Annotated in this window: 25 protein-coding genes; 4 read left to right on the forward strand and 21 right to left on the reverse strand. The window is 68.4% G+C overall.

The window, feature by feature from the left end; all coding sequences use genetic code 11:
• Positions 1 to 48: 48 nt before the first annotated feature.
• The 6 genes from hfq to rlmE all read right to left on the reverse strand — a co-directional run bounded on the left by hfq (position 49) and on the right by rlmE (position 6,488).
• Positions 49 to 312, reverse strand: coding sequence for an RNA chaperone Hfq (gene hfq / locus ACE3OK_RS06400; protein WP_374248715.1), 264 nt, complete (start codon positions 310 to 312; stop codon positions 49 to 51).
• A 127-nt stretch (positions 313 to 439) separates the two neighbouring features.
• A complete protein-coding gene (gene miaA, locus ACE3OK_RS06405; protein ID WP_374248716.1) occupies positions 440 to 1,393 on the reverse strand; it encodes a tRNA (adenosine(37)-N6)-dimethylallyltransferase MiaA in 954 nt (317 codons plus the stop codon).
• A gap of 4 nt (positions 1,394 to 1,397) precedes the next feature.
• Positions 1,398 to 2,900 carry a sodium/proline symporter PutP gene (gene putP, locus ACE3OK_RS06410; RefSeq protein ID WP_374248717.1) on the reverse strand — a complete coding sequence of 501 codons (1,503 nt, stop codon included), beginning with the start codon at positions 2,898 to 2,900 and terminating at the stop codon, positions 1,398 to 1,400.
• Between the two features lie 47 nt (positions 2,901 to 2,947).
• The gene (gene folP / locus ACE3OK_RS06415) at positions 2,948 to 3,838 is read right to left on the reverse strand and encodes a dihydropteroate synthase (protein WP_374248718.1); all 891 of its coding nucleotides are present in this window, start codon (positions 3,836 to 3,838) and stop codon (positions 2,948 to 2,950) included.
• 66 nt (positions 3,839 to 3,904) lie between these two features.
• Positions 3,905 to 5,815 carry an ATP-dependent zinc metalloprotease FtsH gene (gene ftsH, locus ACE3OK_RS06420; protein ID WP_374248719.1) on the reverse strand — a complete coding sequence of 637 codons (1,911 nt, stop codon included), beginning with the start codon at positions 5,813 to 5,815 and terminating at the stop codon, positions 3,905 to 3,907.
• Positions 5,816 to 5,840: 25 nt separating this feature from the next.
• Entirely contained in the window at positions 5,841 to 6,488 is a 648-nt protein-coding gene (rlmE, locus tag ACE3OK_RS06425; RefSeq protein ID WP_374248720.1) for a 23S rRNA (uridine(2552)-2'-O)-methyltransferase RlmE, read from the reverse strand.
• A 69-nt stretch (positions 6,489 to 6,557) separates the two neighbouring features.
• On the opposite strand from rlmE, the gene yhbY reads away from it, so the two are divergent.
• The 3 genes from yhbY (at position 6,558) to rnk (ending at position 7,782) form a co-directional block, all read left to right on the forward strand.
• Positions 6,558 to 6,863, forward strand: coding sequence for a ribosome assembly RNA-binding protein YhbY (gene yhbY, locus ACE3OK_RS06430; RefSeq protein WP_374248721.1), 306 nt, complete (start codon positions 6,558 to 6,560; stop codon positions 6,861 to 6,863).
• A gap of 7 nt (positions 6,864 to 6,870) precedes the next feature.
• Positions 6,871 to 7,242, forward strand: coding sequence for an Mth938-like domain-containing protein (locus ACE3OK_RS06435; RefSeq protein ID WP_374248722.1), 372 nt, complete (start codon positions 6,871 to 6,873; stop codon positions 7,240 to 7,242).
• A 138-nt stretch (positions 7,243 to 7,380) separates the two neighbouring features.
• The gene (rnk, locus tag ACE3OK_RS06440) at positions 7,381 to 7,782 is read left to right on the forward strand and encodes a nucleoside diphosphate kinase regulator (RefSeq protein WP_374248723.1); all 402 of its coding nucleotides are present in this window, start codon (positions 7,381 to 7,383) and stop codon (positions 7,780 to 7,782) included.
• 13 nt (positions 7,783 to 7,795) lie between these two features.
• On the opposite strand, the gene recO is transcribed toward rnk, so the two are convergent.
• The 9 genes from recO to rpoE form a co-directional block, all read right to left on the reverse strand.
• Entirely contained in the window at positions 7,796 to 8,539 is a 744-nt protein-coding gene (gene recO / locus ACE3OK_RS06445; RefSeq protein WP_374248724.1) for a DNA repair protein RecO, read from the reverse strand.
• A 2-nt stretch (positions 8,540 to 8,541) separates the two neighbouring features.
• Complete coding sequence (gene era, locus ACE3OK_RS06450; protein WP_374248725.1) at positions 8,542 to 9,462, reverse strand: GTPase Era; 921 nt, start codon at positions 9,460 to 9,462, stop codon at positions 8,542 to 8,544.
• 86 nt (positions 9,463 to 9,548) lie between these two features.
• Positions 9,549 to 10,232: a ribonuclease III gene (rnc, locus tag ACE3OK_RS06455; protein WP_374248726.1), complete on the reverse strand. Its 684-nt coding sequence runs from the start codon at positions 10,230 to 10,232 to the stop codon at positions 9,549 to 9,551.
• Positions 10,216 to 10,599 (reverse strand): DUF4845 domain-containing protein, encoded by a 384-nt coding sequence (locus ACE3OK_RS06460; RefSeq protein ID WP_374248727.1) that lies wholly within the window; start codon positions 10,597 to 10,599, stop codon positions 10,216 to 10,218. The genes rnc and ACE3OK_RS06460 overlap by 17 nt, the downstream gene beginning before the upstream one ends.
• Before the next feature lie 37 nt (positions 10,600 to 10,636).
• Positions 10,637 to 11,419, reverse strand: a complete 783-nt coding sequence (gene lepB, locus ACE3OK_RS06465) for a signal peptidase I (RefSeq protein ID WP_374248806.1) — start codon at positions 11,417 to 11,419, stop codon at positions 10,637 to 10,639.
• Positions 11,420 to 11,442: 23 nt separating this feature from the next.
• Complete coding sequence (gene lepA, locus ACE3OK_RS06470) at positions 11,443 to 13,236, reverse strand: translation elongation factor 4 (protein WP_374248728.1); 1,794 nt, start codon at positions 13,234 to 13,236, stop codon at positions 11,443 to 11,445.
• A gap of 130 nt (positions 13,237 to 13,366) precedes the next feature.
• Positions 13,367 to 14,920, reverse strand: a complete 1,554-nt coding sequence (locus ACE3OK_RS06475; protein ID WP_374248729.1) for a DegQ family serine endoprotease — start codon at positions 14,918 to 14,920, stop codon at positions 13,367 to 13,369.
• A gap of 71 nt (positions 14,921 to 14,991) precedes the next feature.
• Positions 14,992 to 15,876, reverse strand: a complete 885-nt coding sequence (locus tag ACE3OK_RS06480) for a sigma-E factor negative regulatory protein (RefSeq protein ID WP_374248730.1) — start codon at positions 15,874 to 15,876, stop codon at positions 14,992 to 14,994.
• 8 nt (positions 15,877 to 15,884) lie between these two features.
• Complete coding sequence (gene rpoE / locus ACE3OK_RS06485; RefSeq protein ID WP_374248731.1) at positions 15,885 to 16,502, reverse strand: RNA polymerase sigma factor RpoE; 618 nt, start codon at positions 16,500 to 16,502, stop codon at positions 15,885 to 15,887.
• Positions 16,503 to 16,666: 164 nt separating this feature from the next.
• Between rpoE and ACE3OK_RS06490 the strand changes: the two genes are divergently transcribed.
• Entirely contained in the window at positions 16,667 to 18,751 is a 2,085-nt protein-coding gene (locus ACE3OK_RS06490; protein WP_374248732.1) for a 3-hydroxyacyl-CoA dehydrogenase NAD-binding domain-containing protein, read from the forward strand.
• Between the two features lie 51 nt (positions 18,752 to 18,802).
• Here ACE3OK_RS06490 and ACE3OK_RS06495 read toward each other — a convergent pair whose 3' ends face one another.
• The 6 genes from ACE3OK_RS06495 to ACE3OK_RS06520 all read right to left on the reverse strand — a co-directional run bounded on the left by ACE3OK_RS06495 (position 18,803) and on the right by ACE3OK_RS06520 (position 24,141).
• Positions 18,803 to 19,150: a PilZ domain-containing protein gene (locus ACE3OK_RS06495; RefSeq protein ID WP_374248807.1), complete on the reverse strand. Its 348-nt coding sequence runs from the start codon at positions 19,148 to 19,150 to the stop codon at positions 18,803 to 18,805.
• Between the two features lie 40 nt (positions 19,151 to 19,190).
• Positions 19,191 to 20,192, reverse strand: a complete 1,002-nt coding sequence (locus ACE3OK_RS06500) for a DNA polymerase III subunit delta' (RefSeq protein ID WP_374248733.1) — start codon at positions 20,190 to 20,192, stop codon at positions 19,191 to 19,193.
• Positions 20,189 to 20,845 carry a dTMP kinase gene (gene tmk / locus ACE3OK_RS06505; protein ID WP_374248734.1) on the reverse strand — a complete coding sequence of 219 codons (657 nt, stop codon included), beginning with the start codon at positions 20,843 to 20,845 and terminating at the stop codon, positions 20,189 to 20,191. Before tmk ends, ACE3OK_RS06500 begins: the two co-directional genes overlap by 4 nt.
• On the reverse strand, positions 20,842 to 21,873 hold the full coding sequence (gene mltG / locus ACE3OK_RS06510; RefSeq protein WP_374248735.1) for an endolytic transglycosylase MltG: 1,032 nt from the start codon (positions 21,871 to 21,873) through the stop codon (positions 20,842 to 20,844). The genes tmk and mltG overlap by 4 nt, the downstream gene beginning before the upstream one ends.
• Positions 21,870 to 22,676 (reverse strand): aminodeoxychorismate lyase, encoded by an 807-nt coding sequence (gene pabC, locus ACE3OK_RS06515; RefSeq protein WP_374248736.1) that lies wholly within the window; start codon positions 22,674 to 22,676, stop codon positions 21,870 to 21,872. Before pabC ends, mltG begins: the two co-directional genes overlap by 4 nt.
• A gap of 121 nt (positions 22,677 to 22,797) precedes the next feature.
• Complete coding sequence (locus tag ACE3OK_RS06520) at positions 22,798 to 24,141, reverse strand: aminodeoxychorismate synthase component I (protein WP_374248737.1); 1,344 nt, start codon at positions 24,139 to 24,141, stop codon at positions 22,798 to 22,800.
• Positions 24,142 to 24,171: the final 30 nt, after the last annotated feature.

Below are 24,171 nucleotides of genomic sequence, written 5' to 3' on the forward strand. Positions count from 1 at the left end.
AACAGATGCGGGCGGCAACCCGCGATTGCAAGCCCCGCCGCACGCACATCATTCGGCCGCAGCCGCATCCGCTTCGGCTTCACCTGCCTCGGCACCGCCACTGATGCGCACATTGCGCGCCGGCACCACGGTGGAAATGGCGTGCTTGTAGACCATCTGGCTGACGGTATTGCGCAGCAGCACCACGAATTGGTCGAACGATTCGACCGTACCCTGCAATTTGATGCCGTTGACCAGATAGATGGACACCGGCACGCGCTCGCGGCGCAGGGCGTTCAGGAAAGGATCCTGCAAGGATTGCGACTTCGACATGGATTCCCCGTGGCTGTCGTGTTGTTGTTGTTGGTCGGGGCCGCTGCCGGCGGCAGATCCCCGGCCCCTGCCCGTCCGCCAGCGGCGGGCAGGCCGATGGTAACGCAGCCGCGCGCTCAGGTGCGGATCAGCGGCCCAGGAAGCCCTGCACCGCAGCCTGCAACGCGGCGGCCTGGGTGGCGGGGTCGAAGCGGCGGGCGTCCAGCTCGCCACGCAACCAGGTGTATTGGCGCTTGGCCAGCTGCCGGGTGGCAGCGATGGCACGTTCGCGGAATTGCGCGGCGGTGGCGTTGCCGTCCAGATACTCCCATGCCTGCCGGTAGCCCACTGCGCGCATGGCCGGCAGATCCAGTGGCTGCGGATGTGCAGCGAGTCCCGGCAACGCGCGCAAGGCGCGGACTTCATCCAGAAACCCCGCCTCCAGCATCGCATCGAAACGTTGCGCGATGCGGTCATGCAAGCTGCTGCGCGCGGCCGGGGCCAGCACCAGCTTCAGCACGCTCAGGGGCAACCGCGTGCCGCGTGCGTTGCGTTGCCAATCGCTGATCGGGCGACCAGTCAGGCGAAACACTTCCAAGGCGCGCTGGATGCGCTGCGCATCGGTGGCATGGATGCGTGCGCCCGCCTCCGGGTCCACCTGCACAAGCTCGGCATGCAGGGCTGCCCAGCCGCGCACGCCCGCCTCATCGGCAATCGCGGCACGCAGCACGGCATCCGCTTCGGGCATGTCGGACAGGCCCTCCAGCAGTGCACGAAAATACAGCCCGGTACCGCCGGCAAGAATGGGCAGCTTGCCGCGCGCGACGATGCCGTCGATGGCGGCCCGCGCCGCCTGCGCGAACTCCGCGGCCGAATACGGCTGCCACGGGTCGCAGACATCGATCAGGTGGTGCGGCACCTGTGCGCGCTCGTCGCGGGTGGGCTTGGCTGCACCGATGTCCAGCCCGCGATAGACCAGCGCCGAATCGACGCTGACGATCTCGCCGCCCAGCCGCCACGCCAGATCGAGCGCGCAGGCGCTCTTGCCCGATGCAGTGGGCCCCATCAGCGCGATCGCGCGCGGCCGCGCATCCAGCGCCATCGGGTCAGTAACCGCGTTCGCGCAGGCTGGCCCGGACCTGCTGGTGGCGGGCCTGCACCTCCGCGCTCGGCGCGGGCGACAGCAGGCTGCCCAGCACGATCGCGGCGCTGCCGGCCACGAACCCCGGCACGATTTCGTACAGCGCGCTGCCGGTGTACTTCCACAGCACCACGGTCAACGCACCGGCCACCATGCCGGCCAGCGCGCCGATGCCGGTCATCCGGCCCCAGACCAGCGAGAGCAGCACCACCGGCCCGAATGCGGCACCGAAACCGGCCCAGGCATAGCTGACCAGGCCGAGCACGCGGCTGTCGGGATCGCGGGCAATCCAGATCGCCAGCAGCGCCACCGCCAGCACGGTGGCGCGCCCCATCCACACCAGTTCACGCGGGCCGGCGGCGGGCCGCAGGAAGCCGTGGTAGAAATCCTCGGTCAGCGCGCTGGAGCACACCAGCAACTGGCAGCTGAGCGTGCTCATCACCGCGGCCAGGATCGCCGAGAGCAGCACGCCGGCCACCCACGGGTTGAACAGCGCTTCGGCCAGCACGATGAACACGCGCTCGGGGTTTTCGCCCAGCGCACCCGCCTGCTGCGGGTGCTGGGTGGCCCAGGCGATGCCGGCCAGCCCCACCGCCACCGCGCCCAGCAGGCACAGCACCATCCAGGTCATGCCGATCCGCCGCGCCTGCGGGATCACGGCCAGCGAATCCGCCGCCATGAAGCGCGCCAGGATGTGCGGCTGTCCGAAATAGCCCAGGCCCCAGGCCAGCGCAGAAACCACCGCGACCAGGCCGCCGGTGCCGATCCACTGCAGGCGCGCCGGGTCGACCTGCTCGATGACGCGCAGCGTCTCGCCCGGCCCGCCGACACTGAGGATGACGATGACCGGCGTCAGCAGCAGGGCGAAGATCATCAGGGTGGCCTGCACCGTGTCGGTCCAGCTCACCGCGAGGAAGCCACCGATGAGCGTGTACAGGATGGTGGCGGCCGCGCCCCACCACAGCGCCTGCGCGTAGGGCAGCCCGAACACGCTCTCGAACAGGCGCGCCCCGGCCACGATGCCGCTGGCGCAGTAGATCGCGAAGAACACCAGGATCACCAGCGCCGACACCACGCGCAGCAGGCGCCCGTTGGCGGCGGAGCCATCGGTCGAGAAGCGCGTCGTGAAGTAGTCCGGCAGGGTCAGGGCATTGTCGGTGCGCTCGGTGTAGACGCGCAGCGGCCCCGCCACGAAGCGCCAGTTGCACCACGCGCCGATGCACAGGCCGACGGCGATCCATGCCTCGCTGACGCCGGTCAGGTACAACGCGCCGGGCAGCCCCATCAGCAGCCAACCGCTCATGTCGGAAGCGCCGGCGGACAGCGCGGTGACGTAACCGCCCAGCGAGCGCCCGCCGAGGATGTAGTCGTCGAGGCTGCGGGTGGAGCGCCAGGCCGCCAACCCGATCCCCACCATCGCCAGCAGGTACAGGCCAAAGGTGATCAGCAGCGGGGTACTGGCGGTCATGCGCGGGCTCCGGTTGGACGGCGCACTTTAACCCGGCCTGCCCCCGGTTACTCCGGCCAGGCAATCTCCGGCGGTACCGCCTTGCGCGGTGCCGGCACCGCGGCGACCGCATTCCACACCTTCAGCGCGTCCACCATTGCGGCGACGTCGTGGACCCGCAGCAGCAGGGCGCCCTGCTGCGCGGCAACCAGGTGCGCTGCCACCGAGCCCGCCACGCGCTCGCGCGGCTCGCTGCGACCGGTCAGCTCGCCGATGGTCCGCTTGCGCGACAGCCCCGCCAGCACCGGCACACCCAGTTCGGTGAAGCGCTCCAGCTGCGCCAGCAGCTGCAGGTTGTGCGCGGTGGTCTTGCCGAAGCCGAAGCCGGGGTCCACCACGATGTTCTTCCTTGCGATGCCCGCCATCTCGGCGGCGAAGATGCGTTCGGCCAGGAAGCGGTGCACCTCGCCGACCACGTCGTCGTATTCCGGCGACGCCTGCATCGAGCGCGGCTCGCCCAGCATGTGCATCAGCACCACCGGCACGCCCAGCTCGGCAGCCGCATCCAGCGCGCCCTCGCGACGCAGGCCGTACACGTCGTTGAGCATGCCGGCACCGGCGTCGATCGCCGCACGCATCACCTCGGGCTTGCTGGTGTCGATGCTGATCGGCAGCGCGGTTTTCCGCGCCAGCCCTTCAATCACCGGAACCACGCGCCGCAGCTCCTCCTCCACCGGCACTTCCTGCGACCCCGGGCGGGTGGATTCGCCGCCGACGTCGAGGATGTCGGCGCCCTCCTCCGCCAGCCGCAGGCCGTGGGCGACGGCGGCCTCGGCATCGAAATGCGCGCCACCGTCGGAGAACGAATCCGGGGTGGTATTGACGATGCCCATCACCTGCGGGCGGTCGAGCCGCAGGACGCGGCCATTGCAATCAAGCTGGAGCGAAGTGTCGAACATCGGGGCCCGCACATGAAAAAGCCAGAGCGAACTCTGGCCTTTTCGTCGTTACCCGGCAAGCGCTGCTCAGGCCTGTTCCGCCGGTCCGCCGATCGGTGGCAGCGGCGGCGCGGCATCACCGCCGGGCTTGCCGGCGCCGGGCTTGTTCCAGCCAACCGGCGGCGGCACGTCACGACCTTCCATGATCGCGTCGATCTGCGGCACATCGATGGTCTCGTATTCCAGCAACGCCTTTGCCATCACGTGCAACTTGTCGAGGTTGTCGGACAGCAGCTGCTTGGTCGAACCATAGGCGCGGTCGAGGATGCCACGCACCACATCGTCGATCTTGCGCGCGGTATCGTCCGACACGTGCTTGGTCTGCGACACGCTGCGGCCCAGGAATACCTCGCCTTCGTCCTCGGCATAGGCAATCGGCCCCAGTTCATCGGACAAGCCCCATTTGGTGACCATGTTGCGGGCCATCTTGGTGGCGCGCTCGATATCGTTGGACGCGCCGGTGGTGACCTTGTCTGCGCCGAAAATCAACTCCTCGGCCACGCGGCCGCCATACAGCGAGCATAGCTGCGACTCGATGGCGATCCTGTTCATCGAATATTTGTCGCCTTCCGGCAGGTACATGGTCACGCCCAGCGCACGGCCGCGCGGGATGATCGTCACCTTGTAGACCGGATCGTGCTCCGGCACCAGCCGGCCGACGATGGCATGGCCGGCCTCGTGGTAGGCAGTGAGGGTTTTTTCCTGCTCGCTCATCGCCATGGAACGACGCTCGGCACCCATCAGGATCTTGTCGCGGGCCTTGTCGAAGTGGTCCATGCGGACCTCCTTCGCGTTCTCGCGCGCGGCGAACAGCGCCGCCTCGTTGCACAGGTTGGCAAGGTCCGCGCCGGAGAAGCCCGGCGTGCCGCGGGCGATGGTCATCGGCACCACGTCGTCGGCCAGCGGCAGCTTGCGCATGTGCACCTTGAGGATCTGCTCGCGGCCCTTCACGTCGGGCAGGCCCACCACCACCTGGCGGTCGAAGCGGCCGGGGCGCAGCAGCGCCGGGTCGAGCACGTCGGGGCGGTTGGTGGCGGCGATGACGATCACGCCCTCGCCACCCTCGAAGCCGTCCATCTCCACCAGCAACTGGTTGAGGGTCTGCTCGCGCTCGTCGTGGCCGCCGCCAAGGCCGGCACCGCGATGGCGGCCGACCGCGTCGATCTCGTCGATGAAGATGATGCAGGGCGCGTGCTTCTTGGCCTGCTCGAACATGTCGCGCACGCGCGAGGCACCGACGCCGACGAACATCTCCACGAAATCGGAGCCGGAAATCGAGAAGAACGGCACCTTCGCCTCACCGGCGATCGCCTTGGCGAGCAGCGTCTTGCCGGTGCCGGGCGGGCCCACCATCAGCACGCCGCGCGGGATCTTGCCACCCAGCTTCTGGAAGCGCGACGGGTCGCGCAGGAACTCGACCAGCTCGGCCACGTCCTCCTTGGCCTCGTCGCAACCGGCGACGTCGGCGAAGGTGACCTTGACCTGGTCGTCGGACAGCAGCTTGGCGCGCGAGCGGCCGAAGGACATGGCGCCCTTGCCGCCGCCACCGCCCTGCATCTGCCGCATCATGAACAGCCAGAAGCCGATGATCAGCAGCACCGGCAGGAAATTCAGCACCAGCGACCAGAACGAGATGCCGGAATCCGGCGGTGCCTGCTTGATCTCCACCTTGTGCTGGATCAGGTCGTTGATGAGATCACGGTCGCGCACCGGCGCGGTGGTGGTGCCGGTGCTGCCGTCGTTGCGCTGGAAGGTGATGCTGCGCTCGTTGCTGGCGATGTCCACCACCTTGACGCGATCGGCCTCGACATCCTGCACGAACTGCGAATACACCACCTCCTGGCTGGCGCCCAGCTTCGGCGAGAAGCTCTGGAACACCACCATCAGCACCACTGCCACCACCACCCACAGCAGCAGGTTCTTCGCCAGATCGTTCATGTCGTTCCTTCGCTACCCTTCCGCATCATTTCATTCTCGCCAGCTTGCCGGTGGCCAGCGCATACACCTCCGGCGAGCGCTTGCGCGAGGCCGCCGGTTTGCGGATCGCCACCTTGGCATAACGCCGCCGCAGCTCCCGCAGGTAATCGTCCGAACCCGTTCCCTGGAACAACTTGATCAGGAACGTACCGCCTGTCCGCAACTGGCCATCCGCGAATTCCATGGCCAGTTCGGCCAAGTGCATCGCACGGGGTTGGTCCACCGCGTCCACTCCACTCTTGTTGGGGGCCATGTCGGACAAAACAAGGTCGACCTTGTCGCCGTTCAGCATCGCCAGCAGCTGCGATAACACCGCGTCGTCCCTGAAGTCCCCGTGAAGGAACTCCACCCCCGCCAGCGCGGGCATGTCCAGGATGTCGCTGGCGATCACCCGGCCAGGACGAGCCGGATCCATCCGATCCAGTTCCTGCCGCACCCATTGCGACCAGCCGCCCGGTGCCGCGCCCAGGTCCACCACCACCATGCCCGGCTTGAGCAGGTGGTCGCGCTCGGCCAGCTCTTCCAGCTTGTAGGCGGCGCGCGAACGCATGCCTTCGGCCTGCGCCTTCTTCACGAAAGGGTCGGAAAAGTGCTCTTTGAGCCAGCGCTGGCTGGATTTGCTGCGGGTCGCCATGGCCGCCGGGGGCGCGGGGGAATGAGGGCGCATGATACCCTGCGCATCCCCATTCCCGTTGCGTGTTGTATGCCCATCGCCCTGACCAATGCCCAGATCCGTTTCCTGCGCGGGCAGGCCCACGGCCTGAAGGCGATCCTGCAAGTGGGCGGCAAGGGCATCACCGAGGCACTGGTGGCGGAAGTGGCGCTGGCGCTGGAACACCACGAGCTGATCAAGGTGAAGGTGGCCGGCGACGACCGCGAACTGCGCGACGCCATGATCGCCGACCTTGCCGAACGCGCCGATGCCGTGCTGGTGCAGCGCATCGGCCACACCGCCGTGTTCTACCGCCCCGGCAAGGACAAGCGGCACATCGTGCTGCCGCGCGCCTGAGCTCACCATGCATCTGCTGCTGGAGCGCCCGGATTACCGGTATTTCCTGCGCGGTGCCGACGGCGGCAGCGCCCTGGTCAATGACCGACGGCTGACCGCCAGCTTCATCATCGCCCCGGACACCCTGCTGGAGGACTGGTCTGCGCAGGACGCCCGACGCTTGCAGCCGGCCGATCTGGACCCGCTGCTGGCGCTGCAACCGGAGTTGCTGGTGCTGGGCACCGGCCCGACGCAGGTGTTTCCGCCCGCCGCCGTGCTGGCCGGCTGCCTGCAACGCGGGGTGGGGATCGAAGTGATGGACAACGCCGCCGCCGCGCGCACCTACTCGATACTGGCGGGCGAGGGCCGGCGGGTGGTGGCCGGATTCCTGCTCCCCTGAAAGTTGCCGGCCCGTTGAATCGCGGCCAATGTCCCCCACATCACGAATATCCGCGGGCGACGCGCCAGCCGCGCCGCCCGCATTGCTTTGCAGGAGCCGCATCCGCATGACCAGCCCAACCCAACCCAACGCCCCGCCTTGCTGCTTTCGCGTATCGACGTGGAACGCATCGAAGACCTGCTGGAGCGCCCGCAATACAGCGGCTTGAACACCGCCGCCCTGCGCGAGGAACTGGAGCGTGCCGACCTGGCGGAACCGGCCGACATGCCGGGCGATGTCATCACCATGAACTCCACCGCGCTGGTGCAGGTAATGGACGACCAACAGCATGCGCACGAGTACGAATTGACCCTCGTGTATCCGCGCGATGCCGATGGCAGTGGCGAGAAGGTATCGATCCTGGCACCGGTGGGCAGCGCCCTGCTGGGCCTGCGCGTGGGCAGCAGCATCGATTGGCCAATGCCGGGCGGGCGCAGCGCGCGCCTGCGCGTGCTGTCGATCCGCTACCAGCCGGAGGCGGCGGGCGAGCTGCACCGCTGAGGGCGGCCCGACGTCACGCCGCGGCAGGGGGCCTGGGCGCACCCAGGCGTCCCAGCTCGCCCAGCATGTCCCACGACTTCAGCCCACGGCCCCCCAGGTGGTGCAACAGCACCGCCCGCAGTGGCAGGCGCAGGCTGGCCAGGTCTTCATTTTCAGGCGCAGCGCCCGCCGCCAGCGCCAGCAGTGCGCGCCCGGTCGCGGTCGCGCTGCGCTCGCCGGAACGCTCGCCGAGCAGGCGGCGCGGCCCTTGCTCGGGATCCAGCCGATAGCGCGCCGCCGGGTCGATGTCGCCGCCGTCGCCGTCCACTTCGAACACCAACCCCACCCCCAGCGCCTCCAGCAGGTCGCGCTCGAACCGGCGCAGCGTCCACGCCAGCGGCTCGCCCGCACGCAGGCGTTTGCGCACCTGGGCATAGGCCGCGTGCAGTTCCGGCTGCGGCACATGCCGCGGTGCCAGCCGCAGGCACAGCTCGTTGACGTAGAACGCCGCCAGCGCAGCATCGCCCTGCAACAACGGCGCGGCATCCACCGCCTCGGCGACCGCAAGCTGCGCCAGCTCGCCCTTCTGCACGGCATCGAAACGGATGGACTGCAGCGGCTGCAGCGCCGCCCGCAGCACATGTTTCTTCGGCCCCGACACACCCCGCGCCACCAGCCCGATGCGGCCGTGGTCGGCACTCAGCACCTCGACCAGCAGGCTGGTTTCCCGCCATGGGCGGGCATGCAACACGAACGCCGGCTCACCGACGTAGCGCATCGTCAATCGTGGTAACCCAGCGCGCGCAGCGCCGCTTCGTCGTCGCTCCAGCCTTCGCGCACGCGCACCCAGGTCTGCAGGAAGACCTTGGCGCCGAACAGGCGCTCCATCTGTTCGCGGGCGTGCTTGCCGATGTCGCGCAGGCGTTCGCCGCCCTTGCCGATCACGATGGCCTTCTGGCCTTCGCGCTCGACCCAGATCACCGCGTCGATGCGGTACATCACGCCGGTTTTGGGCGAAGGCTCTTCCTCGAACTTCTCGACCTCCACCGTGGTGGAATACGGCAGCTCCTCGCCCAGGCGGCGCATCAGCTGCTCGCGCACCAGCTCGCCGGCGAGGAAGCGCTGGCTCTTGTCGGTGATCTCGTCTTCGCCATACATCGGCGCGGCGTCCGGCATCAGGTCCAGCAGCGTGGCGACCAGCGGTTCCAACCCGCTGCGCTTGAGCGCCGACAGCGGGTGCACCGCAGCGAATTCGCGCCCTTCCGTCACCTTGGCGATGAACGGCAGCAGCGCGGTCTTGTCCTTTTGCTTGTCGACCTGGTTGACCACCAGCACCACCGGCAGGCCGGCCTCGCGCAGGGCGTCATACGCGAGCCCGTCTTCGTGGTCCCAGCGCCCGGCCTCGATCACCAGCAGCGCGGCGTCCACGCCTTCCAGCGCGCCGCGGGCGGCGCGGTTCATCATCCGGTTCATCGCCTTGCCGGAACGCTTGCCTTGCTCGCCGTGGATGCCGGGGGTGTCCACCAGCTGCAGCTGGCCGCGCGGGAAGGTGGCGATGCCCAGCAGGCGGTGCCGCGTGGTCTGCGGACGGTTGGAGGTGATGCTGATCTTGGCGCCGACCAGCGCATTGACCAGAGTGGATTTGCCGACGTTGGGGCGGCCGATGACGGCCACCGCGCCGCTGCGGGATGTGGGATTCATCCGGGAATTGTAGAGCGGAGCTTGCCCCGCTGCATTTCGCCCGCCAGCCGGGCACGCCCGGCTCTACGGAAGAGGCGGGTTCGGCGCTATGCGGATTCGAGCAATTCCAGCATCGCGCTCGCGGCGACCTGCTCCGCCGCCCGCCGCGAGCTGCCCTCGCCCTCGGTGCAGGCAGCGGGTGCCACCAGCGTGCAACTGACGCGAAACACCCGCGCATGGTCTTCGCCGCTTTCATGCAGCAGGGCGTACACCGGCAACGGATGCTGGCGGCCCTGCAACCATTCCTGCAGGCGGGTCTTGGGGTCCTTGCCGACCTTGTTGGGCGGCGGCAGCGCGGCGATCAGCGGCGCGAACCAGGGTGCCATCACGGTGCGACAGGCATCGAAGCCGGCATCCAGATAGACCGCCGCAACCAGTGCCTCCACCGCATCGGCGAGGATCGAGTCACGGCGGTGGCCGCCGGTTTTCATCTCCCCCGGCCCGAGCACCAGCAGCGCGCCGATGCCGAGGATGCGGGCGATGCCGGCCAGCGCGGATTCGCGCACCAGTTCGGCGCGGGCGCGGGTCAGCGCGCCCTCGTCCGCTTTCGGCCAGTGGCGGTACAGCGCCTCGGCAACGTACTGGTTGACCAGCGAGTCACCCAGGAACTCCAGGCGTTCGTTGTTCGGACTGCCGGCGCTGCGATGGGTCAACGCCTGTGCCAGCAGCGCCGGGTCGCTGAAGACGTGCCCGGCGCATGCCCCCAGCGGGCGCTCAGTTGCCGCCGGCACCACGCGTCAGCACCTGTTCGGCGTGGAACTTCGCCACCACGTCGAGATTGGCCATCAGCGGCTCGCGGCGTTCGTAGTCCACGGTCAGGTTCAGGCCGCCATCGGTGGAGTCGAACTTCAACACATCCATCGTCTTGACGTGGTCGGCATAGCTGATTTCCAGCTTGCGGTGGAACATTTCCCGGATCTTGTCCTTGGATGCGGTGGCCATCGTGGCATCGCTGGCTATCGCCTTCAACGCTTCCCTGACCGAGTAGTACTCGATGTACATCGGCACGATCTTCATGCCGATGAAGGCGAAGAAGATCGCCAGGGACAGGGTGATCAGGAACCCGATCATGGTCATGCCGCGCTGCATCTGCTTCATTCGTGCATCCCCTCTTGGTTGGACCGCCTGGTCAGTATCACGGAATCCGGGTGCCGATGCGGGAAACGTCCACCCAGTGGTCGGCGCTGGCATCGAAATTCATCCACACCATGAACGCCTTGCCGCGCAGGTTGGCTTCCGGCAGGAACCCCCAGAACCGGCTGTCCTCGCTGTTGCCGCGGTTGTCGCCCATCACGAAATAATGCCCCGCCGGCACCGTCCAGTCACCTTCGGCCATGCTGAATTCGCGCTCCAGCACGTAATGCGGATGCCCGGGCAGGCCCTCCGTCAGCCTGTTGTCGCCGGTTTCACCGGCTCCCTGGCCCGCCCCGGTGTACACGCCTTCCACCCGGTACGGCAACTCGCGGCCATTCACGCTGACCTTGTGGTCGTGGTAACCGATGTGGTCGCCAGGCACGCCGATCACCCGCTTGATCCAGTCCTCGCGCGGGTGCTGCGGCGGGCGGAACACCACCACGTCGCCACGTGCCGGTTCGCCGATCGAGACGAACTTGTGGTTGTTGATCGGCAACCGCAGGCCGTAGGCGAACTTGTTGACCAGGATGAAATCGCCGATCAGCAGGGTGGGCATCATCGAACTGGACGGGATCCGGAACGGTTCGGCGACGAAACTGCGCAGGCCCAGCACCAGCGCCAGGATCGGGAAAAACGCCTTGGCGTAGTCGACCAGCACGGGGTCTTTGGCCACGTCCTCGCCGAAGGCCGGCATGCGGTGCTTGGCGAAGAACAGTTTGTCCAGCAGCCAGACCAACCCCGAAAGCAGGGTGAGCACGACCAGGATCGTTTCAAACCACACCATCATGCGATGTACTCCAGACGGGATTACTTGTTGTCCACCTGCAACACGGCAAGGAAGGCCTCCTGCGGGATTTCCACCCGCCCGACCTGCTTCATCCGCTTCTTGCCTTCCTTCTGCTTCTCCAGCAGCTTCTTCTTGCGGGTGGCGTCGCCACCGTAGCACTTGGCCAGCACGTTCTTGCGCAGCGCCTTGACCGTGGTGCGGGCGATGATCTGCGCGCCGATCGCGGCTTGGATGGCCACGTCGAACATCTGCCGCGGGATCAGATCCTTCATCTTCTCGGTCAGCTCGCGGCCACGGCGGTCGGCGTGGCTGCGGTGGACGATGATCGACAGCGCATCCACCTTGTCGCCGTTGATGAGGGTATCCACGCGCACGAACGGACCTGCATCGAAGCGCACGAAGTGGTAGTCCAGCGAGGCATAGCCTCGGCTCACCGACTTCAGCTTGTCGAAGAAATCCAGCACCACTTCGGCCATCGGCAATTCATAGCTGATCTGCACCTGGCTGGCCATGTAGGTGATGCCGATCTGCACCCCGCGCTTGTCTTCGCACAGCTTGATGATGCCGCCGATGTAGGCCTCGGGGGTAAGGATGTTGGCGCGGATGATCGGCTCGCGGATCTCCTGCACCTGGTTGATCGGCGGCAGCTTGGCCGGGTTGTCCATCGGCACGATGCTGCCGTCGGTCTTCAGCACCTCGTAGATCACCGTCGGCGCGGTGCTGATGAGGTTGAGGTCGTACTCGCGCTCCAGGCGCTCCTGCACGATCTCCATGTGCAGCATGCCGAGGAAGCCGCAGCGGAAACCGAAGCCCATCGCCTCGGAGCTTTCCGGCTCGAAGCGCAGCGCGGCGTCGTTCAGGCGCAGCTTGTCCAGCGCCTCGCGCAGCGCGGGGTAGTCCTCGGCATCGACCGGGAACAGGCCGGCGAACACGCGCGGCTGCATTTCCTGGAAGCCGGGAAGCGGCGTTGGCGCCGGGTCGCCGGCAAGGGTCAGGGTGTCGCCCACCGGCGCGCCATGCACGTCCTTGATCGAGGCGGTGATCCAGCCCACCTCACCCGCGCGCAGCACCGGCAGCACCTTGCGCTTGGGAGTGAACACGCCGACCGCGTCGACCTGGTGGGTGCGGCCGGTCGACATCACCAGCATCTTGTCGCCGGATTTGAGCTCGCCCTGCATGACCCGCACCAGCGACACCACGCCGAGGTAGTTGTCGAACCACGAGTCGATGATCAGCGCCTGCAGCTTGTCGGTGTCGCGCGGCTGCGGCGGCGGAATGCGCTTGACGATGGCTTCCAGCACGTCGCCGACGTTGAGCCCGGTCTTGGCGGAAATCGCCACCGCGTCATCGGCGTCGATGCCGATGACGGCTTCGATCTCCTCCTTCACCTTGTCGACGTCGGCGGTCGGCAGGTCGATCTTGTTGAGGACCGGCACCACCTCCAGCCCCTGCTCCACCGCGGTGTAGCAGTTGGCCACCGACTGCGCCTCCACGCCCTGCGCCGCGTCCACCACCAGCAGCGCCCCTTCGCAGGCGGCCAGCGAGCGGCTGACCTCGTAGCTGAAGTCGACGTGGCCGGGGGTGTCGATGAAGTTCAGGAAGTAGGTGTTGCCGTCCTTCGCGGTGTACGGCAGCGAGACCGACTGCGCCTTGATGGTGATGCCGCGCTCGCGCTCGATCGGATTGGAATCGAGCACCTGCGCTTCCATCTCGCGCGCCTGCAGGCCACCGCACAGCTGGATGATGCGGTCGGCCAGGGTCGACTTGCCGTGGTCGACGTGGGCGATGATGGAGAAGTTGCGGATGAACCGCATGGCGTCATGCTGCATGGGGGGGGGATTCGATGATGAGCGGGGCGGCTTGCGGGCACGCCGGAAGTGAGCCGCTCATTATCGCACAGCCCTGCCCGCTCCCCGCCTGGATCGCGGGCAGGACCACGGCGGATCAGTCTTGCGCCGGATCCACGGTCATGTAGACCGTGCCGCCACCACGCCGCACCAGCAGCATCACCGGCCGGCCCTGGCCGGCCGCCTTCAGTTCGGCATTCAGCGCAGCGACGCTGCCGACGTCGTTGCGACCCACGGCCAGGATCACGTCGCCCTGGCGCAGCCCCGCATCGCGCGCGGCCTGCCCTTCGATGCGGGCGATCAGCACGCCTTCCTTCGCCTGCAACCCCAACCGGCTGCGCTGCTGTGCGGTCAATTCCTGGCCCACGATGCCCAGCGCGTTGGCGGGTGCCGGGGCGGCAGGCTTCTGCATGCCCGGCAGGCGGCCTTCATCGGCGGTGGCCTCGTCCAGCGCATTCAAGGTGGCCGTCACCGTACGCGACTTGCCGTCGCGGAACACGTCCAGCGCCACCCGCGTTCCCGGTGCCATCGCGCCGATGATCGGCGGCAGGTCACTGGACTCGTACACCGGCTGGCCGTTGACGCTGCGGATCACGTCCTGGCGCTGCAGGCCGGCGCGTTCGGCGGCGCTGCCCGGCTCCACCGCCGCCACCAGCGCGCCGTTGGCATCGGCCAGCCCCATTGCCTTGGCCATGTCGCGATTCACCGCCTGGACTTGCACGCCCAACTGGCCGCGCGTCACCTTGCCGGTCGTCTTGAGCTGCTGCACCGCGTTCATCGCCACGTCGATCGGAATGGCGAAGCTCACGCCCATGTAACCGCCGGAGTTGCTGAAGATCTGCGAATTGATGCCCACCACCTGGCCGCGCGTGTCCAGCAGCGGGCCGCCGGAGTTGCCGCGGTTGATCGCCACGTCGGTCTGGATGAACGGCACGTAGCGCTGATCGGCACCGGGGTTGGCGCGCCCCACCGCACTGACGATGCCGGCGGTGACCGAATGGTCGAGGCCGAACGGCGAGCCGATCGCCACCACCCATTGCCCCGGCTTGAGCAGCTTGGAATCGCCGATGCGCATCACCGGCAGGCCCTTGGCGTCGATCTTGAGCAAGGCGACGTCGGACTGCTCGTCGCTGCCCACCACCCGCGCCACGAATTCGCGGCGATCCGACAGCTTGATCCGCACCTTGTCGGCACCGTCGATGACGTGATGGTTGGTGAGCACGTAACCATCGGTGGAAATGATGAAGCCGGTGCCCAGCGAGGTGCCACGCGGGCGCGCGTTCGGCATGCCGGGCATGCCGGGCATCGGCGTCATCCCCGGGCCGAAGAAACGGCGGAAGAATTCGGGAATCTGCTCCTCGTCGTCGCCCTCGTCGTCACCTGGCATCTGCGGGACGCGGCCCGATTGCGCCACCACCGGCTTGCTGCCGATCTCGGCCTGCACGCTGACCACCGCGGGCCCCACCTGTTCGACAAGGCGCGTGAAGTCAGGCAGTCCCGCCACAAGTTCAGGGGCGGGCGTGGCGGGCTGGCCAGCCAGCGGCATCGACACCTGGCCGGGGGTTTGTCCGCTGCAGGCACCCACGCCGGCCACGGCCAGGGCAGATGCCAACAACAAGGGGCGCAGGAAAGGGGGGCGATTTGCAGACATGGGCAAGACATCCTCTGTTCGCGGACGGGAATGGCACATTCGGGAGAAAGGCTGGCCAACGCCAGCAGGCATCAGGGCTGCGGCACGGGCTCGGCTGACGAGGTGGCGCGCGCCGGCGCAGGGACCGTTTTCGAGGCCTCTTCGGCCAGCAATTTCGGGGGCAACGCCACCACCGGCGGCGTGAACGGGTTGTAGCTCGCGCCATGCGCGACATGCTCGCCGAAACCGACGGCCAGCGCGTTGGCTGCACCGTACTGGGCCAGCACCGAGCGTGGCCACGGCCGCGCCGCACCGCTGGCGGGTTGCAGATTGGACGGCAACGGCTGCGCCAGCGCCACCTCCGTGGTGACGGGCTCCGCATTCCGCCCGGCATGCGCCGGCGGCATGCGCACCGCGGCGGCACGACGAGCCGGGCGCGCCGCCACCGCTGCCGCAGCCGCCAGCGCTTCCGGCGCCATTTGCAGCGCGGGCGGAGCCGGCTTGGCCGGTGCCGCCGGGGAGGATGCAGGCGGGTGTGCAGGTGCGCGGGCCGTGGCGACGGTCGCCGGTGCCGCAGGCACGCCAGACGGTTCTGCCGTGGCGGTGGGCGGCCGCTGCCAGACCGCCACCAAGGCCAAGGCTGCCGCCAGCGCGGCACCACCGCCCCACTGTTGCCAACGCCGGCGTGGAACCTCTGCCGGTGCGGGCTGCGCGGTCACCGCACCGCCATGCAGCGCGGTTGCCACGCCATGGGCGAAATCCGCCGGCAACCGGCGCACCGGCGTCAACCCGCGCATCACCTCGCCGGCCAGCCGCCAACGTTCCCAACTGCCGGCCAGCTCGTCATCATGGCGCAGCCGCCGCAGCAGGAAGCGGGTCTGGTCTTCCGGCAACGCGCCATCCATCAGCGCGGACAACTGTTCGCGGCTGCACAGCTGGGTCAGGTCGTTGCAATGGCGGTCGATGTCGGTATTCATGGGCGTCATCAGGCGTGCGAACGCTTGGGAAGTTCTTCCTGGTCCAACAGGGGGCGCATGCGGGCATCGATGGCCTCGCGGGCGCGGAAGATGCGCGAACGCACGGTGCCGATCGGGCAGCCCATGCGCTCGGCGATCTCCTCGTAGCTCATCCCTTCCACTTCGCGGAAGGTGATCGCATCGCGCAGGTCCTGCGGCAAGGCTTCGACCGCATCCAGCACTGTTTGTTCCAACTGCCGGCGCATCAATTCGCGCTCCGGGGTGTCGTTGTCGCGCAGCCGCAGGCCGGATTCGAACTGTTCGGCATCCTCGATGTCGATGTCCTCGCCCGGCGGCCGCCGGCCATGCGCAGCCAGGTGGTTCTTCGCCGTGTTGACCGCGATTCGATGCAGCCAGGTGGAGAACTGCGCGTCGCCGCGGAAACTGCCGATCGCGCGGTAAGCGCGGATGAAGGTGTCCTGCGCCACGTCCTGCACTTCCGACCAGTCACGGACATAGCGCGAGATCACCGCCGCGACGCGATGCTGGTACTTGCGCACCAACAGGTCGAAGGCAGTGGCGTCGCCACGCTGCACGCGGGCCACCAGGTCCTGATCCAGCGCTGTCGACACCCGATCCTCCGTCATTGGAACCGCAGCCTCTGGATGGGGCCCGGTTGCTACGGGCGCTGTGACAGGAAGATCGCCGCGAAAGTTCCATCGGCCGTTGCGACCACGGAAGCGATTAGACAACGATTCAAATTTCGCCGGGCTACGATACCGCCAATCCCGACCACATGGATGGCTTGCGCATGGCCCATTCACCCGCTGACCGCTTCGCAGGACTCCCGCTGCGCCACTGGCACCCGCAGCAGCGCGAGGACGGCGTGCTGGTATTGCTGTTCGATCGCGCCGACGCAGCGGTCAACGCATTCTCGCAGGATGCGCTGATCGAGCTGGGCGATGCGCTTGAACGCATCGCCATCGAACCGCCCAAGGCGCTGGTGATCGCCTCCGGCAAGGCCAGCGGCTTCATCGCCGGCGCCGATCTGAAAGAGTTCCAGGACTACGACCGCAAGGGCACGGTGAGCGATGCCATCCAGCGTGGCCAGCGCACCTTCCAGACCCTGGCCGAACTGCGCATTCCCACCGTCGCCGCCATCCACGGCTTCTGCATGGGCGGCGGCACCGAGATTTCGCTGGCCTGCCGCTACCGCGTGGCCAGCAGCGACGCCTCCACCCGCATCGGCCTGCCGGAAGTGCAGCTGGGCATCTTCCCGGGCTGGGGCGGCAGCGCCCGCCTGCCGCGCCTGGTCGGCGCGCCGGCGGCGATGGACATGATGCTGACCGGCCGCGCGCTGAGCGCGAAGGCCGCGCGTGGCATCGGCCTGGTGGACAAGGTGGTGGAGCCGGCGCAGCTGGTCGACGCCGCCGCCGCGCTGGCGCTGAAGGGCACCGTGCGCCCGTTCAGGCAGCGCGCGCTGGGCTGGCTGACCAACACCTTCGTGGCGCGCAAGCTGCTGGCGCCGCAGATGGCGAAGCAGGTCGCGCGCAAGGCGCCCAAGGCGTTTTACCCCGCGCCCTACGCGTTGATCTCCACGTGGGAGCGCAGCGGCGGCGCCGGCATCCGCGCCCGTCTCGACGCCGAGCGCCGTGCGGTGGTGAAGCTGGCCGGCTCGCCGACCGCGCGCAACCTGATCCGCATCTTCTTCCTCACCGAGCGCCTGAAGGCGCTGGGCAAGGGTGACGCCGGCATCGCGCGCGTGCACGTGGTGGGCGCCGGCGTGATGGGCGGCGACATCGCCGCGTTCGCCGCCTACAAGGGCTTCGAGGTGACCTTGCAGGACCGCGAGCAGCGCTTCATCGACGGCGCCCTGCAGCGCGCGCAGGCGTTGTTCGAAAAGAAGGTCAAGGACGAAAGCAAGCGGCCGGCGGTGGCGGCGCGATTGAAGTCCGACATCGACGGCGCGGCCGTGCCCGAGGCCGACCTGGTGATCGAAGCGATCATCGAGAACCCCGACGCCAAGCGCGACCTGTACCAGTCGGTCGAACCGCGCATGAAGGCAGATGCGCTACTGACCACCAACACCTCGTCGATCCCGCTGGACGAGCTGCGCCCGCACATCGCGCGGCCGGCGCAGTTCGCCGGCCTGCACTACTTCAACCCGGTGGCGCAGATGCCGCTGGTGGAGATCATCCGCCACGACGGCATGGCCGCCGAGACGGAACGGCGCCTGGCCGCGTTCTGCAAGGCGCTGGGCAAGTTCCCGGTGCCGGTGGCGGGCACGCCGGGCTTCCTGGTCAACCGCGTGCTGTTCCCGTACATGCTGGAGGCCGCGACCGCCTACGCCGAGGGCATCCCCGGCCCGGCCATCGACAAGGCGGCGACCCGCTTCGGCATGCCGATGGGGCCGATCGAGCTGCTCGACACCGTGGGCCTGGACGTGGCGGCCAGCGTGGGCAAGGAACTTGCGCCCTTCCTCGGCCTGGACGTGCCGGCGGCGCTGGCGACGGTGGAAGCCGGCAAGCGCGGCAAGAAGGACGGCCAGGGCCTCTACAAATGGGAAAACGGCAAGGCGGCGAAACCCGACCTGCCGGCAGGTTTCGTCGCGCCCGACGACCTGGAAGACCGCCTCATCCTGCCGCTGCTCAACGAAGCGGTGGCCTGCCTGCACGACGGCGTGGTCAGCGATGCCGACCTGCTGGATGCCGGCGTGATCTTCGGGACGGGCTTTGCGCCGTTCCGCGGCGGCCCGATCCAGCACATCCGCACCGTCGGTGCCGACGCACTGCTGGCGCGCCTGCAGGCGCTGCAGGCGAAGTACGGCAACCGCTTCGCGCCGCGCGCAGGTTGGGATTCCACGGCGTTGAAGGCCGACGCGGGGCAGGCGGCATAAGGCCCCGCATCCGCCAGCGTTGCTTCTCCCGCAAGCGGGAGATGCCCCGCATCACATCGTCTGCGTCGGCTGGTCGCCACCCAGCGTGCCGGCCAGGGTCGTTTCGATCTTGTTGCGCACCGCTTCGCCCTCGCTGGTATCAGCGAATTGCACGCCGATGCCGGCGGTGCGATTGCCCTGCGCGCCGGGTGGCGTGACCCAGACCACCTTGCCGGCCACCGGCAGGCGCTCGGAGGAATCGGGCAGGGTCAGCAACAGGAAGACTTCATCGCCGATGAAATAGCGGCGCGTGGTGGGGACGAAGATGCCGCCCTGCCGAATGAACGGCATGTAGGCGTTGTACAGCGACGCCTTGTCCTTGATTCCAAGCGACAAGATGCCCTGCCGTGCGCCACCCATCGGATTGCTCATTCCTGCTTCCCCATCACTCCATCAACGATCATCGCCAGGCCAGCAATGCTTCGGCGACCGCCAGATCCGTGCGCACCGTGGTGCGCAGCAACCCGCGGGCACGATTGGCCGCATCGAAACGCGCCGCCAGCGTGCGGGTTGCGGCGGGATCGGTCAAGCCCGCCGCTTCGTGCAGGGCGTGTTCGGCCAGGTGCCGCAAGCGCTCGTCGGCGCGGCCATCGGCCACCCAGCGCTGCGCCACTTCCACCGCCGCCACCTGCCCCCGCGCCAGTGCCTGCGCATCGCGCAGCACGGCCCTGCGCACGTCCAGGCCATCGCCGCTGGCCCAGGCATCGGCCAGCCCGGGATGGCCACGCGCGGCGTCCAGTGCTTCCTCGGCCAGCGCTGCCCCATGTCCACGCTGGCGCAGCCACTCCAGCGCCTCCGCGCGCGGTGGCAGGCGCACCGTCAGCTGTTGGCAACGACTGCGGATGGTGGCCGGCAATTGCGCGGGGCTGGAGGACAGCAGCCACAGATGACGGCCCGGCTGCGGTTCTTCCAGCGTCTTCAGGATGGCGTTCCATGCATGCCAGTTGACCGCATCGGCAGGGTCGACGATCACCACCTGCGCACCGCCCAGTTGCGCGGTGAGGCCCATTTTCTCGGTCAACGCGCGGATCTGCTCGATCACGATCTCGGTGCGCGGCTTGCCGGTTTTCGGATGGATCTCGAAGCCGAGGAAAAACAGGTCCGGGTGCGCGCTGTGGCCCCAGGGATGCGCCGGGGTGCCATCCGGACGCACTTCCAATGCCTCCAACTGCGTCCGTGCGGCGAACAACCGGCAACTCTTGCAGGCATCGCAGGCCGCGCCATCGGCCTGCGGCGACAGGCACAGCACGCGCCTGGCCAGATGTTCCGCCAGCAGCCGCTTGCCGATGTGCTGCGGGCCGATCATCAAGGTGGCGTGGCCGAAGTGGCCGGCACGGATCGCCTCGCACGCCTGTGCATGGGCGCGCTGCTGCCACGGCGTCATGGCCGGCAGCGGATTCATGCCACGCCCCGCCGGTACGCCGCCAGCCGCGCCAGCGCGGCTTCGGTGACCGCGCTGATGTCGGCCCCGGCATCGACGACATGGAAGCGCGCGGGGTGCTGCGCCGCGCGCGCCAGGAACCCGGCGCGCACGCGTTCGAAGAACTCGTCGCGCTCGCGCTCGATGCGGTCCGGAATGGCACCCGTGAGCAAGTCACGCCCGCGCGTGCGTTCGCGGGCGTGGGCCACGTCGATGTCCAGCAGCAGGGTGAACCCCGGTGCGATGCCCACCACGCGGCGTTCCAGTTCGGCGATGAAGCCCACGTCCATGCCGCGTGCCGCGCCCTGGTAGGCGTAGCTGGAATCGGTGAAACGGTCGCAGATCACCCAGGCACCGCGTGCCAGTGCCGGCACGATCAATTCGCGCACATGCTGGGCACGGGCGGCGAACATCAACAGCAATTCGGCATGCGGCTCCACCGGCTCGTCGCCGGCATCCAACAACAACCCGCGGATGCGCTCGGCCAGCGGCGTGCCGCCCGGCTCGCGGGTGCAGACCACCTCGCAACCGTCGGCCAGCAACGCATCGCGCAATGCCCGCAGTACCGTGCTCTTGCCGGCACCCTCGCCCCCTTCCAGCGTCAACAGGCGCGGCTGCGTTTGCAGGACCATCATTGCCTGCCCGCCTGCTGCCCGGCGCGATAACGCGCCAGGTACTCACGCACGGCGGCGTTGTGCTCGCCCAGGGTGGCGCTGAACACGTGCCGCCCGCTGCCGTCGCCCACCGCCACGAAATACAGCGCGTCGCCCGCCGCCGGGTGGGTGGCCGCGTGCAGCGCCGCCTTGCCGGGCATCGCGATGGGCGTGGGCGGCAGGCCGTCGCGGGTATAGGTGTTGTAGGGGGTGTCGGTGGTCAAGTCGCTGCGGCGGATGTTGCCGGTGTAGCTGGAGCCCATGCCGTAGATCACCGTGGGATCGGTTTGCAGGCGCATGCCGGACTGCAAACGCCGCACGAACACGCCGGCGATGCGCGCACGCTCCTCGCCATTGCCGGTTTCTTTTTCGATGATGGACGCCAGCGTCAATGCCTGTCCGGGCTTGTCGAACGGCAGGTCTTGCGCACGGGATTTCCACTCCGCATCCAGCGCCTTTTCCATCGCCGCATGGGCACGCTTGAGGATGTCGAGGTCGCTGTCGCCGCGCGTCCATGCATAGGTTTCCGGCAGGAAGCGCCCCTCGGGATGCTGGCCGGCATGCCCCAGGGCCCGCATCAACTCGGCATCGCCCATGTCCGTGCTGGCCTGCACCAGCAATGGCTGCTTGCGCAATGCCGCACGCAGGTCGCGGATGTTCCAGCCCTCGACGATGGTGAAACCGCGATGGACCACCTTGCCGTCACGCATCGCCAGCAACAGGCTGCGCGGGGTGGTGCCTGCGGGTAGCGCGTACTCGCCGACCTGCAATTTGCCGGCGGCGCCGGTCTGGCGGGCCAGCAGCTGCCAGTACACCGTCTTGCCGGCCTGGATGTGTTGCACCTGCAATTTCTTCAGCAGCTTGCCGAGGTTGTCGCCGCGCTCCAGGATCACGCTGGCTTGCGTGCCGAGGCCGGTCAGCGGCGCATCGGCAAAGCGCTGGTATTGCCAGCCAAACCAGCCGGCTGCGGCCAGCAGGATCACCAGCAACACCAGTACGAAGCGTTTCATGCCGACACCACGGTGTCTTGGAACATCGGATAGGTCATCGCCAAACGGGCCTGCAAGTCGGTGACGGCCGGATGCGCCGGCCACGCGCGCGCGCCCAGCGCCGCAACCGGCAGGATACCGCGCACCGCATTGCACAACGCCAGCGCATCGACGGCATCGATGTCATCCATCGACACGTCGGCGACCCCCACCAGGCCCTGCTCCAGCAACCAGCCACGCACCACGCCAGCCACGCCGCACCGTTCCACCGCTGGCGTCCACCACCGGCCATCACGATGCACCAGCAGGTTGGCGGCGGTGGCACTGGCCACGCGGCCTTCGCCATCCAGCATCAGCCCCTCATCGCAGCCGGCGCGCTCGACTTCGGCACGCGCCAGCACCTGCTCCAGCCGGTTGCAGTGCTTGATGCCGGCCAGTGCCGGCTGGATCGCCAGCCGGGTGGCGCACATATGCAACCGCAACGCCGCCGGTATCGCCGGCAGCGGATGCAGCGCCAATTGCCAGGCCGGCAGCGCCTCGACCGGCGGCGCATAGCCGCGCCCTCCGTCGCCACGGGTGAGCAGCAGCTTGAGCACGCCGGTGTCGATCCCGGCGACGTGCGCGGCAATCCGTGCCTCGATGAAATCCACATTCGGCACGTCGATGCCCAGCCGTCGTGCGCCTTCGCGCAACCGCGCGAGATGGCGCGGCCACAGCGGCAATTGGCCGCCATGCACGCGCATGGTTTCGAACAGTCCGTCGCCGTAGTGGAGGCCGCGATTGGCGGACGAAAACGCCGCAATGCGCACTTGGCCGATGAACACGGCGGATGCCCCGGGGTTCAACGCAGTTGCCCCCCGATACTCGCTTCGTGCGTCGAGCCCCGGGGCATCCGCCTCCGATGGCTCTGGCGCACCGTGACAACACAGGTCGCGATGCCGTCCATCACTCCACCCCCAACGCCCGCAGCATCCCGCGCGCCTTGGCGCGGGTTTCCTCCAGCTCGCGCTGCGGATCGGAGTCGATCACGATGCCGGCGCCGGTGCGGAAGCGCAGGGTGTCGCCCTCCACCTCGGCACTGCGGATCAGGATGTTCAGATCCATGTCGCCGTTGCCCGCCAACCAGCCCATCGCGCCGGTGTACGCGCCGCGACCGCCGCCCTCCAGCTCGGCGATGAGCTGCATGCAACGTACCTTTGGGCACCCCGTGATCGTGCCGCCCGGGAACAGCGCGGCGATCGCCTGGCCGGGCGTCACGCCATCGCGCAGGCGGCCACGCACGTTGCTGACGATGTGGTGCACGTGGGCATAGCTTTCGACCACCATCAATTCATCGACGCACACGCTGCCGGTGGCGCAGACACGCCCGAGGTCGTTGCGTTCCAGGTCGATCAGCATCACGTGCTCGGCGCGCTCTTTCGGATGCCCCACCAGTTCCCGGATGCGCGCGGCATCGTCGTCGCCGGCGAAGCGCGGGCGGGTGCCGGCGATCGGACGCGTTTCGGCCACGCCATCACTGAGCGACAGCAGCCGTTCCGGCGAGGCACTGACCACGCTGCCCCACGGGCTGCGGAAGATCCCGGCGAACGGCGCGGGGTTGTGCGCGCGCAGGCGCTGGAACAGCGCCGCCGGATCGAGCGCATCGACGAACGTCGCCTGCCAGCCGCGCGAGAGGTTGACCTGGAACACGTCGCCGGCCGCCAGGTACTCCAACGCCCTCGCAACCGCCGCCAGATAGCGTTGCGGCGGGTCTTCGACAACCGTGGCCGGTTGCCGCCACACGGGCGGCGGCGGCAGCATTTGCGCGCGGGCCATGTCGGCTTCGATCCGTGCAAGCCATGCGTCTTCACCGGCGGCGGCCGTGATGCGCAGCACGCCAGTGGCGCGATCGCGCTGCACCACCGCCGGGCAGTGCAAGGCAATGGCCACCGGCAAGCCGCCCTCGGCCTGCGGCAGCGCCAATACCGGCTCCACCTGCTGCGCCAGCTCATAGCCCAACAGCAGCGCCCAGCCGCCGGCCAACCCGACCTGCGCCGGCAGATCCGCGGCGGCATCGCGCCAGCGTGCATCCAGAAGCGCGAAAAAATCATGCCCCAGCACCTCGCCCGTGCAACTGCGCACCACACCGTCACGGTGCAGGGCGAAGCCTTCGCCGGCATGCGCCAGCAGCACGTCGCGGCGGCCCAACGCGCCGCCGCTGCTGGATTCCAGCAATACCGGATAGCGCACCGGGTCGAGCCGATGCAGGGCCAGCAGGTCGAGATCGGCGGGAATGCGGCGTTCGGTCATCGGCAAGAGCGCCCCTCCCCGCCCCTCACC

Source organism: Thermomonas sp. (genome assembly GCF_041905325.1).
Classification (GTDB): Bacteria; Pseudomonadota; Gammaproteobacteria; order Xanthomonadales; family Xanthomonadaceae; genus Thermomonas.